The 12,900-nt window shown below is 72.7% G+C and carries 12 protein-coding genes and 1 tRNA gene; 9 read left to right on the top strand and 4 right to left on the bottom strand.

Annotation, left to right across the window (positions count from 1 at the left end):
* The first annotated feature begins 98 nt into the window (after positions 1-98).
* The 3 genes from ACIBTV_RS04600 (at position 99) to ACIBTV_RS04590 (ending at position 2,994) form a co-directional block, all read left to right on the top strand.
* Positions 99-617: a GNAT family N-acetyltransferase gene (locus ACIBTV_RS04600; protein ID WP_396702353.1), complete on the top strand. Its 519-nt coding sequence runs from the start codon at positions 99-101 to the stop codon at positions 615-617.
* A 35-nt stretch (positions 618-652) separates the two neighbouring features.
* Positions 653-780 (top strand) — tRNA-OTHER (locus tag ACIBTV_RS04595).
* A gap of 54 nt (positions 781-834) precedes the next feature.
* A complete protein-coding gene (locus ACIBTV_RS04590) occupies positions 835-2,994 on the top strand; it encodes a hypothetical protein (RefSeq protein WP_396702351.1) in 2,160 nt (719 codons plus the stop codon).
* A 163-nt stretch (positions 2,995-3,157) separates the two neighbouring features.
* On the opposite strand, the gene ACIBTV_RS04585 is transcribed toward ACIBTV_RS04590, so the two are convergent.
* Positions 3,158-3,424: a helix-turn-helix domain-containing protein gene (locus ACIBTV_RS04585; protein ID WP_091588259.1), complete on the bottom strand. Its 267-nt coding sequence runs from the start codon at positions 3,422-3,424 to the stop codon at positions 3,158-3,160.
* Between the two features lie 73 nt (positions 3,425-3,497).
* Between ACIBTV_RS04585 and map the strand changes: the two genes are divergently transcribed.
* The 6 genes from map to ACIBTV_RS04555 all read left to right on the top strand — a co-directional run bounded on the left by map (position 3,498) and on the right by ACIBTV_RS04555 (position 10,171).
* Complete coding sequence (map, locus tag ACIBTV_RS04580; RefSeq protein ID WP_396702349.1) at positions 3,498-4,316, top strand: type I methionyl aminopeptidase; 819 nt, start codon at positions 3,498-3,500, stop codon at positions 4,314-4,316.
* A gap of 124 nt (positions 4,317-4,440) precedes the next feature.
* On the top strand, positions 4,441-5,328 hold the full coding sequence (locus ACIBTV_RS04575) for an SdrD B-like domain-containing protein (RefSeq protein ID WP_396702347.1): 888 nt from the start codon (positions 4,441-4,443) through the stop codon (positions 5,326-5,328).
* Between the two features lie 111 nt (positions 5,329-5,439).
* On the top strand, positions 5,440-6,756 hold the full coding sequence (locus tag ACIBTV_RS04570; protein ID WP_396702345.1) for a hypothetical protein: 1,317 nt from the start codon (positions 5,440-5,442) through the stop codon (positions 6,754-6,756).
* 84 nt (positions 6,757-6,840) lie between these two features.
* Positions 6,841-7,986, top strand: a complete 1,146-nt coding sequence (locus ACIBTV_RS04565; RefSeq protein ID WP_396702343.1) for an acyltransferase family protein — start codon at positions 6,841-6,843, stop codon at positions 7,984-7,986.
* The gene (alr, locus tag ACIBTV_RS04560; RefSeq protein WP_396702341.1) at positions 7,983-9,128 is read left to right on the top strand and encodes an alanine racemase; all 1,146 of its coding nucleotides are present in this window, start codon (positions 7,983-7,985) and stop codon (positions 9,126-9,128) included. Before ACIBTV_RS04565 ends, alr begins: the two co-directional genes overlap by 4 nt.
* Entirely contained in the window at positions 9,125-10,171 is a 1,047-nt protein-coding gene (locus tag ACIBTV_RS04555) for a D-alanine--D-alanine ligase family protein (protein WP_396702339.1), read from the top strand. Before alr ends, ACIBTV_RS04555 begins: the two co-directional genes overlap by 4 nt.
* Before the next feature lie 21 nt (positions 10,172-10,192).
* Here ACIBTV_RS04555 and ACIBTV_RS04550 read toward each other — a convergent pair whose 3' ends face one another.
* From ACIBTV_RS04550 to ACIBTV_RS04540, 3 genes are read right to left on the bottom strand one after another with little or no spacing between them, the layout of a single operon-like run.
* Positions 10,193-10,723: a hypothetical protein gene (locus ACIBTV_RS04550; RefSeq protein ID WP_396702337.1), complete on the bottom strand. Its 531-nt coding sequence runs from the start codon at positions 10,721-10,723 to the stop codon at positions 10,193-10,195.
* Positions 10,720-12,198: an ATP-binding protein gene (locus ACIBTV_RS04545; RefSeq protein WP_396702335.1), complete on the bottom strand. Its 1,479-nt coding sequence runs from the start codon at positions 12,196-12,198 to the stop codon at positions 10,720-10,722. The genes ACIBTV_RS04550 and ACIBTV_RS04545 overlap by 4 nt, the downstream gene beginning before the upstream one ends.
* Positions 12,195-12,887: a response regulator gene (locus tag ACIBTV_RS04540; RefSeq protein WP_396702333.1), complete on the bottom strand. Its 693-nt coding sequence runs from the start codon at positions 12,885-12,887 to the stop codon at positions 12,195-12,197. Before ACIBTV_RS04540 ends, ACIBTV_RS04545 begins: the two co-directional genes overlap by 4 nt.
* Positions 12,888-12,900: the final 13 nt, after the last annotated feature.

Here is a 12,900-nt window from a genome sequence, read left to right as displayed (position 1 = left end):
CCACCCTACAAAGGCGGGGGCCGTCTCCGTGCATCCGCCCTCTGCCCCCGTGGCGTAATCGGCTTGTGCGCGGTGCCGCGGATTGCTTGGCTGCCCCCGTGACCGCACTCCGAACACCGCGACTGTCCCTGCATCCCATCGACGCGGCGGAGGGTGAACGCATCGTCGGGCGGCGTCCCGCAGCCGGTGACGCCTGGGTTGAGGACTTCCCCTTCGACGGCGATGTCATCGGCGTCACGAACTTCCTCAGGGCCACGGCCGCCCACGGGGACCAGCACCCCTTCGGGCACTACCGGATCACGCGGACCGCCGATGGGAAGGCCATCGGCGGAATTGGTTTCAAGGGGCAGCCGGACGACGGATGCGTCGAGGTCGGCTACGGCCTCTCGCCGTCAGCGCGGGGCCACGGCTATGCCGCGGAGGCACTCGTCGCCCTGTTGGTGGTCGCGGCCGATCACGGCCTGTCCCGGGTCGTCGCGGACACCACCAAGGACAACGTCGCCTCCCAACGCACCCTCGAACGGGCCGGGTTCCGCCGCACCGGCACCACGGAGGAGCTCCACCGGTACGAGGTGCTCGTCGCGATCCCTTCGGGCCCCTCGGTCCAAACTCGATAGCCACGTCGACGCACCCGGTGCGATGATCGACATCTGGGTCGCTAGCTCAACTGGCAGAGCATTCGACTGAGTAGTGCGTCCGCTCTCCGCCTGTGCGGTGATGGGCGCGCTTCCTTCTCCTAGTTGGATCGAAGGGTTCGGGGTTCGAGTCCCCGGCGACCCACTTCGCCGCGGTCGCAGGTTGGCGACCGCGGGGGCGACCGGAAGGAGGGACCGCGTGCTCGAGAAGCTGATCATCCAGAAGACGCTGCGCGTGCCGGCGAGCACCGGCGCGGCCGGCGACGGCACGTCGGTGGCCCGGCAGCTGGACGCCGCGCTGCTGGATGTCGGATTCGCGGCGTCGCGGCCTCTGCTGGAGCACATCGGCGCCCTGGCCCCCGCGTCGGCGATGGACCTCGCCGCCACGGTCGTCTCGGCGGTGCGCGAGCTGGTGGGCGACCATGTCCAGCACAACGCTTACTTCATCGGTTTCCCGGCCGACGTGCCGGACACCGTCGACTTCTGGGTGGACCGGCTACGCGCGGCCGTTCTCACCGGCGGGGGCACCGCGACGGACGCCCAGCTGCGGGACGCCGTCGCCTCGGCCGCGGTGAACCTGCTCGACCTGCCGGCCTACGGCACCTACCAGCACACCTACGCGGAACTGCTGGCCGCGCACGACGACCTGATCAGCTCAGCCGGTGATCGGGTGACCGTGCTGCGTCTCGGCGACACCACCGACGTGGAGGCGTCGCGGCTCTATCTGGCCCTGGCCGGCAGCGCGACACCACACGGCGAGGCGGACCTCGCGATCCTCAGCGAGCTCACGGTCACCTGCCTGGACGGCCCGCAGCCGGCCGAGATCCCGGTACGGGAGAACCGTGCCGTACTCAACGGGATCCGGCTCGTCCTGGGCCGTCCGCTGCTCGGCGTGGACACGACGACCGACGTGCTGCGCCTCGCCTGTCAGGTCTCCGGCGGCGACGCCTCGCTCGTGACCTCCACGCGATTCCGTGCGTTCCGGCGCCCGGAGCGACGGATGCTGCTGGCCGCGCTCGACGACGTCGTCGGCACGAACCCGGACAAGCTCGGTGACGTCGTGCGGTACGCGGAGCGGTGGAAGCGGCTCGGGGAACGGCTGCACCCGCACGAGTACGGCCGGTGGCCCCACGCGCAGGAGGTGTTCGCGGTCGCGCGCGGCGAACGGCCGGTACGCAACCTCGCCGGCCGTGCCGAGGCGGCGATCCGCGCCGGCGCCATCGGTCCGGCGGCGAGGGTGCTGTCGGCGACACCGGGTCTGCTCCTGCGGTCCGCGGACCGGCTGCTGCGGCTGGCGTCGACGGCGGAGCGTTCCGCCGTTGTCGCAGCGGTCACCGGTGCGCTCGGCTCGGCGTCCGGCCGGGTGCTCCTCTCCCTGCGGGAGCACGTCGACAACCGCCTGACACCCGCCTCCGCCCGCATGTACGCAAGCCGCTCGCGCAGCGCGTGGGTCGGTCCCGACACCCGGCCGCCGCTGCCCGCCGAGCTGGTGGCCGAGCTGTCGTCGCTGCTGGACGCCGAGATCGGTGCCCGGCTGCCGGAGCCGGAGCGACCGCTGGTGGTGGACCCGGAGGTGCTCGATGTCGCACTGCCGCTGTCCGGTAAGGCGGCCGAGGCCGGCTTCGCGGTCCTGCCCCGGGGCTCGCGCGCATCAATCTCCGGTGAGCTGCTGCGCTTCTTCACGTACTGGCGTCAGGCGAGCCGTCGCACCGACTACGACCTGTCGGTGCTGATGCTCGACGACGAGTTCCACAGTGCGGGCCAGGTGTCCTGGACGAACTACCACCACGACGGGGTGGTGCACTCCGGTGACATCACCGACGCGCCGAACGGTGCGACCGAGTTCATCGACGTGCCCTTGACCGTCCGCGGGACCTACGTGGTTCCACAGGTCCACATCTACACGGGCGAGTCGTTCGACGAGGTGGCCGAGTCGATGTTCGGGTACCAGACCCGCTCCCGGGACCAGCGCGGTGCGCCGTTCGACGCACGGACCGTGCGGGCGCGTTCGCACCTGCGGGGTCAGGGCCGCGTCGCGCTGCCGATGGTGTTCGCCCGGGGCACACGCGGCTGGGAGGCCGTATGGCTGCACCTCTATCTGCGCGGTAGGCCGTCGTTCAACCGGGTGGAGGGGAACATCTTCACCACGGGCGACCGGGTCCGGGCTCTGATGGAGCGGCGGTATCTCACCGTGTCCTACCTCGTGGAGCGATGGCGTGCGCGGGCCGAGGTGACGATGTGGGACGGCCGGCTGCCGGACGAGCCGGTGACCTTCGTCGGGATCGCGGCGCCCGAGGATCTGCCAGCCGGGTCCGAGGCCTATACCCTTGATCGACTCAGCGAGCTGATCCCCGGCTAGCCGAGGCCATGTGGGCGCTTCCTTCTGACCCCGTTCGATTCGGGACCTCCGCTGCGCGGGGGATCTGGTATTCAGCGCCCACGCTCTCCTCGGCCTCCGCCGGTCCTGCCGCCCAGGTCGTCGTCGACCTGGGCGGCAGGACCGGCTGCGGGGTGTCCGATCGTCAGGACGCCTGGCGGACGGCCATATCGGTCAGCCAGACGTCGGCCAGGTCGCTGAGGGGGACGTCGAGGGCCCGACTGAGGCCGACCACGGTGCCGAACGCCGGCGCGGGAAGCCGGCCCGCCTCGATCTTGCGCAGCGTCTCGGGCGAGATGCCGGCCGCCAGGGCCACCTCGACGAGGCTGCGATCGGCCCGCGCGACCCGCAGGGCGGCTCCGAGACGTTGGCCCGCGGCGATCTGTTCGGCGGTGAGTGGTTGGCGAACCATGGCAGCAGGATACCCCCGGAGCGGCCCCGACCTGGCGTGGTATAAAAATACCGCCACGGAGAGGGAGGCTGTCGTGATCGAGCTCAAGTCCGCCGAGGAGATCAACCGGATGGCGGTGACCGGCCAGTTCGTCGGCGAGTTGCTCGCCGAACTGAGCGGTGTCGCCGCCGTCGGCGTCAACCTGATGGACCTCGAACACCACGCCCGCCGCCGGATCTCCGAACGCGGCGCCGAATCCTGCTACTGGGACTACGCCCCCTCGTTCGGCCGCGGCCCGTTCCGCAACGTGCTGTGCCTGTCGGTCAACGACGCGGTCCTGCACGGCCTGCCGCACGACTACGTCCTGCGCGACGGCGACCTGGTCAGCATCGACATGGCGGTCGGCATCGACGGCTGGGTCGCCGACTCCGCGGTCTCCGTCGTCGTCGGCACCCCCGACCCGGACGACCTGAGGCTGATCGAGGCCACCGAGGTCGCGCTGGAGGCCGGCATCAACGCCGCCCAGCCCGGTGGCCGGCTCGGTGACGTCTCCGCCGCGATCGGTGAGGTCGCCCGCGACTACGGCTACGGCGTCAACTCCGAGTTCGGCGGCCACGGCATCGGCCGCACCATGCACGAGGCCCCGCACGTCCCCAACAACGGCCGGGCCCGCCGCGGCATCCGGCTCGACCCCGGCCTCACCATCGCCATCGAGCCCTGGTTCTGCCGCTCCACCGACAAGATCAGGTTCGACCAGGACGGGTGGACGATCCGCTCCGCCGACGGGTCCCGCACCGCCCACTCCGAACACACGGTCGCCGTCACGGCCTCCGGCCCCCAGGTTCTGACCCGGCGTCCCGTGCCGGACTCCACTGCGGCCGACCCGACGAAGAGGCCCGCCGCAGCGTCCTGACCCCATCGCCGCGTCGGTCGCCTCACGGCTCCGGGACCGGTCTGCGCGCGAGCGCCCGGAAACCGGGCGGCGCGGGGTGGCGGGGCCACCTAGGGTGGAGGTCCATCGACGCGGGAGATCATCAATGTACGTACGGAGAGCCATCGCCGCGGTGGCCGGCCTCGGCGCGGTCCTACTGTCGGCGGTCCCGGCGATCGCCGCACCACCGGCCCCGTCATCGGTCGGGTCCGAGCTGCCCCCGCCGTGGATCGCGGACGTGACCGTCGACGTGAGCAGTGAGCGTTTCATCCTGCCCAGCGACGGCTGGACCTCGGTGGACGCGGTGGCGCGCAACGTCGGCACCAGGGCGGCGGCCGGGGTCCGGCTGGTGTTCACGCTGCCCGCGCCCTTCCAGATCTCGCAGATCGCCACGACGAACGCGTGGGACTGCGACTTCGCCACCCCGACCGTCACCTGTGACCTGGTGGAGGACCTGGCGCCCGGCGCGTCGGCGCCCGCCGTCAACCTCACCGGAAGCCTGTACGGCGCACCGGTCGGCACGCCGGTCGACGCCGTCGCCGCGGTCTCCACCACGACGTTCGAGCGCAGGGTCGGCAACAACACGGGCAGGAAGCAGTTCCAGATCGTCGGCAAGGGCACGCTCCGCGGCGTCATCTGGAACGATCTCGACGCCGACGGCATCCGGGAGTCGGGCGAGCCGCTGGTCACCGGCGTGGGGTTGGGCTTCTGGAGCGTCGACGACGACGACCAGTACGGCTTCTCCAACTCCCACGACGGCACCTACCGCTTCGACGTCCCGGCGAAGGCGTACGTCGGCCGGGTCCAACTCTCCAAAAGCAACTGGCGGTTCACCACGCCGAACGTCGGCACCAACGACGCCGTCGACTCCGACGTGACCCAGGTCTCCGAGACCACCTACACCAGCAACGGGGAGACGCCGGTCCTGTCCGTCGTGGTGGGACAGACCGCCACCGTCGACATCGGCGTCGTCGCCACCGGCACCACGTCGTGACCTGGGCGCGGTGATCGGTCAGCCGGCCGACGGGCCGGCTGACCGTGAACGGCCACGACGGCCTCACCACAATCTGACAGGTTCCTCACATCTGGTCGATATCGTGCGCCGATGCGAGGAAGAACAGTAACGGCGCTTCTCGGCGTTCTGACAACCGCGACGGCACTCCTGCCGGCAATGCTCGGCCCCGCCTCGGCGAGCGCCGCGGCACCGATCGACACCACCAGGACCGGGCCGGCGATCCGGCCGGTCGACTCGGTCCGCTACGACCTGGGCGACCGCGCCTTCCACCCGGCAGCGGAGCTCGACTACGACGGGGACAACGAACTCAACGGCGTCGTCTACTTCCCCACCGACCTCGGCCGCGGCACGCACCCGCTGGTCATGATCGAGCACGGGCAGTGGCACACCTGCGCCGACGCCCGGGCGCAGGCCCGGATGGATGCCGCGAAGGCCGCGCTGCCCGCCGCCGAACAGGCCGGGAACACCGCCGAGGTGGACCGGCTGTGGGAGATCATCGCCGCGGCGGGCAGTGAACTGTCGCGCTGGCCCTGCACGGCGGGCACGCCGCAGCTGCCCAGCTACCTCGGCTACGAGTACCTCGGCCGGAGGCTGGCGTCGCTGGGCTTCGTGGTGGTGTCGATCGGCACCAACGGCATCAACGCGACGTCCTTCGGCCAGGGGGCGACGGTCTACCAGACGCGTGCGGCGCTGCTGAACAGGCAGCTCGCCATGTGGCAGCGGCTGGCGGCCACCGGCGGCGGGCCGCTGCGCGGCAGGTTCGTCGACTCCCGCACCCACCGGCCGCGGAACGTCGACTTCCGGGGACACGTGGACCTGACGCGGGTCGGCACCGTCGGGCACTCGATGGGTGGCGGAGGCGTCATGCAGCACGTGGCCGACGGGCACCAGCAGTGGCCGGCCGGCGTCACGGTGAAGGCCGTCTTCACGCTCGCCCCCGCCGGCACCTTCGACCCGGTGGAGGTCACGACCGTCCCGTTCGCGGTGATGTGGGGCACCTGCGACGCCGTCAACACCGGCGGCTACGTCGAGTCGACGGCCGGCCGCAACCGCGCGCCGATCTACAAGTACACGCTCGCCGGCGGCAACCACGACTTCTACAACACCCAGTGGTCGCCCGACAGCGGGCAGGTCGGCGGAGTGGACGACGCTACCCCGGGCACCCGGCGCGGTTACTGCAAGGCCCAGTTCCCGCCGGACCGCGACGGGGCCGCGCCCGCGCAGCCCGACCAGAAGGCCCTCACCGAGTCGCAGCAGCGGCAGGTCACGGAGGCGTACGCGGCGGCGTTCTTCCTGCGCCACCTGTCCGGACAGCGGCAGTACGACCCGCTGCTGCAGGGCGCCGTGACCTCCCCCGGCCTCCCCGCCGTGGTCGGCGTCCGGTACGCCCCACCGCTGGCCCGCTGACGCCCCCGGCCGGTCCGCCTTCCATTACCGGCTCGTGACAATTCGCGCGCCGGGCACGGATATGCGGATGACAACGTCGGGCGGGTGATCGGAGAACGAGAACTGCGCGCCGTCCGGCCCGCGGTGTGGGAGGCCGACACCGTCCCCCTCGCCGCGGTGCCGGGCGCGGCCGCCGACCGGGGGCCGGGCCGGGTGGAGTGGGCCGACGCGGCGAAGGGCTTCTGCATCGTGCTGGTCGTCGCGTGGCACGTCGTGGTCAAGGACTACCTGCAGGTCGACTGGCGCCTGGGGATGCCGGTGCCGGGTCTGTGGGGGGCGCTGGGCGAGCAGTTCCTGCCGCTGCGGATGCCGCTCTTCTTCACCATCTCGGGCGTCTTCGCGGCCAACGCCGTCCAGCGCCCCTGGCGGGCCGTGGCACGCAAGCGGGTCGCCCGCTTCGGCTACCTGTACGCCGTCTGGCTGCTGATCCACACGGCGGTCCTCGCCCTGGCCCCGGGCTTCCCGACCGACCGCGCCACCTCCGCGGCCGGGCTTCTGGAGCAGCTCACCATCACCCCCTCGAACCTCTGGTACCTCTACGCCCTGGCGCTGTACTTCACCGTCGCCAAGGCGGTGCGCCGGGTACCCCGGGCGTTGGTGCTCGTGCCCGCCGCGGCCCTGTCCGTCGTCACCGCCGCCGGCCTGCTCGACACCCCCGGCAACCGGGGCGGGTTCTACCAGAACCTGGTCTTCTTCCTCGCCGGCCTGTACCTGCGACCGTGGATCGAGGCGTGGGCGGCCGGCGCGACCGGGCGGCGGCTCGTGCTCACCGGCGGCGCGTACGCCCTCGCCCTGGGCGCGATGGCCGCGCTCGGGGCACAGACCTGGCTCGGTGTGTGGCCGCTGGTCTCGGTGGTGGCGGTCGCCTTCGGGATCACCGCGGCGGCCCGGCTGTGCCGGTGGCGGTCCCTCGCCGGCCCACTCGTCGCGCTCGGGCGCAACACGCTGCCCGTCTACGTCATCCACATGCCCGTCCTGGCCCTGCTGCACCGGCTGCTCGTCGGGCCGCTGTCCGGGCTCGACCGGGTCGGCCAGGAGATCGTCGTCCTCGGCTACCCGATCCTGCTGACCGCGCTCGTCATGGGGCTGAGCCTGGCCGTTCACCGGGCCCTGTCGGGGCGGGCCCCGTGGCTGTTCGACCTGCCCGGCCGCGGCCGGTCGACCGCTCACCGGTCGGCGGTGGCCCGATGAACGCGTTGGCCGAGGCGGCGGTCGACCTGACGGCGATCGAGGCGAACGTCCGCACGATCGGCACGGCGGCCGACACCGGGCTGATGGCGGTCGTCAAGGCCGACGGCTTCGGGCACGGCGCGGTGCCGGTGGCCCGGGCCGCGCTGCGGGCCGGCGCCGGCTGGCTCGGGGTCGCCACGGCGGCCGAGGCGCTCGCGCTGCGCGCGGCGGGCATCACCGCACCGGTGCTGAGCTGGTTGCACCGCCCCGACGACGACTTCGCGGCGCTGATCGCGGCCGAGACGGACATCGGCGTGTCGACGGTGGCGCACCTGCACGCGGTCGCCGACGCGGCCCGCGCGCTCGGCGTGCCGGCGACGGTGCAGCTCAAGGCCGACACCGGGTTGTCCCGCAACGGCGCCGGCGAGCGGGACTGGCCCGAGGTGACCGGTTGGGCCCGCAAGTTCGAGCTGGAGGGGGCGGTACGGGTGCGCGCGGTCTGGTCGCACCTGGCCGACGCGGACGTGCCGGACAGCCCGGGCCTGTCGCGGCAGGTGACCCTCTTCGAGGAGGCGTTGGCGCTCGCGCGGGCGGCGGGACTCGACCCCGACCTGGTGCACCTGGCCAACTCGGCCGCCGCGCTCGGCGCCCCCCGGACCCGCTACGACCTGTGCCGGATCGGGCTGGCGCTCTACGGCGTGGACCCGTTCGGCGGGAACGGGCCGGGCCGGTACGGGCTGCGCGCCGCGATGACCCTGCGGGCGGGCGTGGTCAACGTGAAGCGGGTACCGGGCGGCACGGGTGTCTCCTACGGGCCCGAGCACGTGACCCGCGGGCCGACCACGCTGGCCCTGCTGCCGCTCGGCTACGCCGACGGTCTGCCCCGCGCGGCCGAGGGTCGCGCCGCGGTGCTGCTGGCGGGCCGGCGGTGCCCGATCGTCGGGCGCATCGCCATGGACCAGTGCGTCGTCGACGCCGGGGACCTTCCCGTGGAGATCGGCGATGAGGCCGTGGTTTTCGGTCCCGAGCGGGACGACGGCCGCACGCAGCCGACCGTGGCCCAGTGGGCCCGGTGGGCGAGGACCATCCCCAATGAGATCTTGACCGGTATCGGAGCCAGAGTGGCCCGCCGATACCGACACGACGAAACGGAGCTGTCATGAAGACCCGACTCGCGGTGCTGTTCGGCGGGCGGAGCGGCGAGCACGAGGTGTCCTGCCAGTCGGCGGCGAGCATTCTCGCCGCGGTGGACCGGGATCGGTACGAGGTGACGGAGGTGCTCATCGGCCGGGGCGGCGGATGGCACGTCGACGGGGAGCCGCTGCCGATGGCGGAGGCGCTGCGTGTGCTGGCCGGACAGGACGTGGTCTTCCCGGCCCTGCACGGCCCGTACGGCGAGGACGGCACCGTGGCGTCGCTGCTGGAGTGGCTCAACGTGCCGTACGTCGGAAACGGGGTCCTGGCCGGCGCGGCCGGCATGGACAAGGAGGTCACGAAGAAGCTGCTCGCCGCGGACGGTCTGCGGGTCACCCCGGGTGTCACCCTCCGGGCCGACGAGGAGCTGCACGCCGACGACCAGCGGCGGCTGGGCCTGCCGGTGTTCGTGAAGCCGGCCCGGGCCGGCTCCAGCCTCGGTGTCACCCGGGTCGACGACTGGGCCGCGCTGCCCGACGCGCTGCGGCTGGCCCGGACGTTCGACACGAAGGTGCTGGTGGAGCAGGCCGTGGGGGGACGGGAGATTGACGTGGCCGTTCTCCAGTACCCGGACGGTCGGCTCGCGGCCGGCCCGCCGCTGGAGATCAGCGTGACCGGCACCGGCTTCTTCGACTACGACGCGAAGTACGACGGCGGGGCCGTGTTCCAGATCCCCGCCCCGCTCGATCCCGCCACCACCGCGCTGCTGCAGGATCGTGCGGCACGTGCCTTCCACGCGCTCGGCTGCCGCGGCCTGCTGCGGGTCGACTTCTTCCTGCCGGAGCTGTCCCCCGGGGCCGGGGCGCGCCGGGACGGCGGCTCGACGTACGGCGAGCCCATCCTCAACGAGGTCAACACCTTTCCGGGGTTCACCGCCGCGTCGCAGTATCCCCGCATCTGGCAGCAGGCCGGGGTCGGGTTCTCCGCTCTGATCGACATCCTGATCGGCGGCGCGCTGACCGATCGTTCCCTGCTCAAGGTGGGCCACGGCCCGGACGGCGACCCACGGTAGGACGGGCCAGGGTGCCGCGGGTCAGAGTGGACAGACCCGCGGCGCCCGGGACCCGTCGGATCCGGCGATCGTGACCGGGACCGACTTCCGCCCGAGGTCGGCGAAGCCCGTGGCGTCGGACGCCGTGCAGATGATCTGGTCGGCGGCGACCGCCGACAGGGTCGTCACCGTCCCCGTCATGGTCAGCGTGACACCGACCGCGCCGGGTGTCGGCACCGGCGAACCCGTCGGCACGAGACCCGGCGGCACCTCGGTGGTGAGCCCCTGGCTCCGCTCCCGCTCGGTGGGCCCCGCCGGCAGCAGCCCGACCACCTGCTCGGGCGTGAAGCGCTGCTTGGTCAGGCGGACGACCGGCGTCAGCTCACCCTGCCGGACCAGGTACAGCCGGGCGCCCTCGGTCGGGCCGGCCGGTGCGGGGCGGCCGATGACGACCCCGCTGGGCCGCACCCCGCAGCCGGCGGCGACGAGGGTGACCAGCATCAAGCCGGCCAGCAGCGCGGCGAGCCGGGACACGCCCGCCCGCCGGGCACGTTGCGCCGTCGGTCCGGTCACGGTACGCCTCCAGGGTCCGCGGTGTCGGTGGCAGCGGGGTCGGCGGTCACCGACGGCAGGCGGAGCGTGAACAGCGCCCCACCGTCCGGACCGTTCGCGGCCACCAGGTCACCCGTCCGTCCGGCGTACCGGTGCAGTCGGGCGTTCTCCCACGAGATGGCGAGGCCCAGTCCGCTGCCCTCGGACCGGGTCCGCGCGGTGTCGGCCTTGTAGAACCGGTCGAAGACGTGCGGCAGCACCTCCGGGTCCAGCCCCGGTCCGCTGTCGCCGACCTCGATGGTGATCCAGCCCGACGCGGCGCTCAGGCGCAGCCACACCGGCGGGGCGCCGTGCCGGAAGGCGTTGCCGACCAGGTTGGCGACGATGACATCCAGGCGGCGGGGGTCCAGTCGCGCCACGATTCCCGCTGGCAGTTCGGTCCGTACCCGGTCGGCCCAGCCTCGGGCCCGCAGCGTCGCGGTCACCGCGGCGGCCACGTCGATGTCGTCCAGTGCCAGCCGTGCGGTGCCCGAGTCGAACCTGCTCACCTCGATCAGGTCGTTGACCAGCAGGGTGAGCCGCTGCGTCTCCTGACTGACCAGCCGGGCGGCCTGACCGGCGTCGCCGGGCAGCCGGTACGCCTCCTCGTCGAGGACGTCGGTGACCGCCGTCATCGCCGCCAACGGCGTACGCAGCTCGTGCGACACGTCTGCCACGAAGCGGCGGGCGTCGGCCTCCATCCGGCGCAGCTCCCCCACCTGCCGCTCCAGCAGCTCCGCGGTGTGGTTGAAGGTGCGCGCCACCTCGGTCAGCTCGTCGGAGCCCCGGACCGTCAGCCGGGTGCTCAGGTCACCCTCGCCGAGGCGGTGCGCGGCTCGGCCCAGCTCGCGTACGGGCCGCAGCACGCCGCTCGCGGCCACCGAGGCCAGCACGGCCGCGACGAGCAGGGACAGCCCGCCGGTCAGCCAGGCCCAGGTGGCGAGCCGGTCGATGCTCTGCTGCTCGGCCAACAGGCTGCGGATGGAGTAGACCTCCACGCCGGAGGGGATCGACGTGCCGTTCGGCTGCTCCAGCCGCAGCTGCACCCCGATGACCAGGGCGGGCATCCCGTGGAACGAGACCCGCTGCCAGAAGACACGGTCGCCGCTCTGCACCTCCCGGCGGAGTTCCGCGGAGATCGGGTCGGGCGTCATGCCGTTCCCCGACGTGCGGTCGTGGTACCTGACGATGGCGGATTCGTCGCGGTCCGAGAGCAGCTGCGCCAGCCGGTCGAGCTCATCCTGGCCGGGCGGGAGCTCGCGGATCGGGTACACCTCCGTGAGCTGGTCGACCAGGGACACGACCGCGGCGTCCTGTGCCTGTTGCAGGATGACGTTACGCGCCTGGAAGTAGCTTCCACCGGCGACGGCGGCCGTGGTCAGGAGCCCGAGCAGCACGAAGGCGAGAAGCAGCCGGACCCGGAGCCCGGCCGCCCGCAGACCGGGCCGGCGCGTCACAGCGGCCCGAACCGGTATCCGAATCCGCGCACCGTCTGCACGTAGACCGGCGCCGACGAGTCGTCCTCGATCTTCGCGCGCAACCGCTGCACGCAGGCGTCCACGAGTCGCGAGTCGCCGAGGTAGCCGTGTTCCCAGACGGCCTCCAGCAGTTGCTGCCGGCTCAGCACCCGACCCGGGGTCCGGGAGAGTTCCAGCAGCAGGCGCAGCTCGGTCGGCGCGAGGCTGACCGGCGCGCCGTCCTTGCCGACCACCAGGGCGGCCCGGTCGATGGTGAGGCGGCCGTGCCGTTCCACGCCCGGCGCGGCGCCGCCGCGCCGCGACTCGCCGACGGCCCGCCGCAGCACCGCCCGGATGCGCGCCTCGAGCACCCGAGGCTGTACGGGCTTGACCACGTAGTCGTCGGCACCGGCCTCCAGGCCCGCCACCACGTCCATGTCGTCGTTCCGGGCGGTGAGCATGATGATCGGCAGGTCACCGAGCGACCGGATCCGGCGGCAGACCTCGAACCCGTCCATCCCGGGCAGCATGAGGTCGAGGACCACGACGTCGGCGTCGCCGGCGTCCAACCGCTCCAGCCCCTGCTCACCGGTCGCCACGGCGTCCACACTGTGCCCCTGCCGGGTCAGCGCCAACCGCAGGCCGTCGCGCACGGTCTGGTGGTCTTCGATCAGCAGGACTCGGGACATGTCGGCAAGTATC

Origin of the sequence: Micromonospora sp. NPDC049366, assembly GCF_044466625.1 — a bacterium.
GTDB lineage: Bacteria > Actinomycetota > Actinomycetes > Mycobacteriales > Micromonosporaceae > Micromonospora.
Note: the sequence above shows the minus strand (reverse complement) of the source record. Positions and strands in the feature narration are given on the sequence as shown.

Bases quoted from the DNA above. Each gene is read 5' to 3' on its own strand.
- ACIBTV_RS04575 (WP_396702347.1), top strand. From the start codon at position 4,441: ATGTACGTACGGAGAGCCATCGCCGCGGTGGCCGGCCTCGGCGCGGTC.
- ACIBTV_RS04570 (WP_396702345.1), top strand. From the start codon at position 5,440: ATGCGAGGAAGAACAGTAACGGCGCTTCTCGGCGTTCTGACAACCGCG.
- alr (WP_396702341.1), top strand. From the start codon at position 7,983: ATGAACGCGTTGGCCGAGGCGGCGGTCGACCTGACGGCGATCGAGGCG.
- ACIBTV_RS04555 (WP_396702339.1), top strand. From the start codon at position 9,125: ATGAAGACCCGACTCGCGGTGCTGTTCGGCGGGCGGAGCGGCGAGCAC.
- ACIBTV_RS04585 (WP_091588259.1), bottom strand. From the start codon at position 3,424: ATGGTTCGCCAACCACTCACCGCCGAACAGATCGCCGCGGGCCAACGT.
- ACIBTV_RS04540 (WP_396702333.1), bottom strand. From the start codon at position 12,887: ATGTCCCGAGTCCTGCTGATCGAAGACCACCAGACCGTGCGCGACGGC.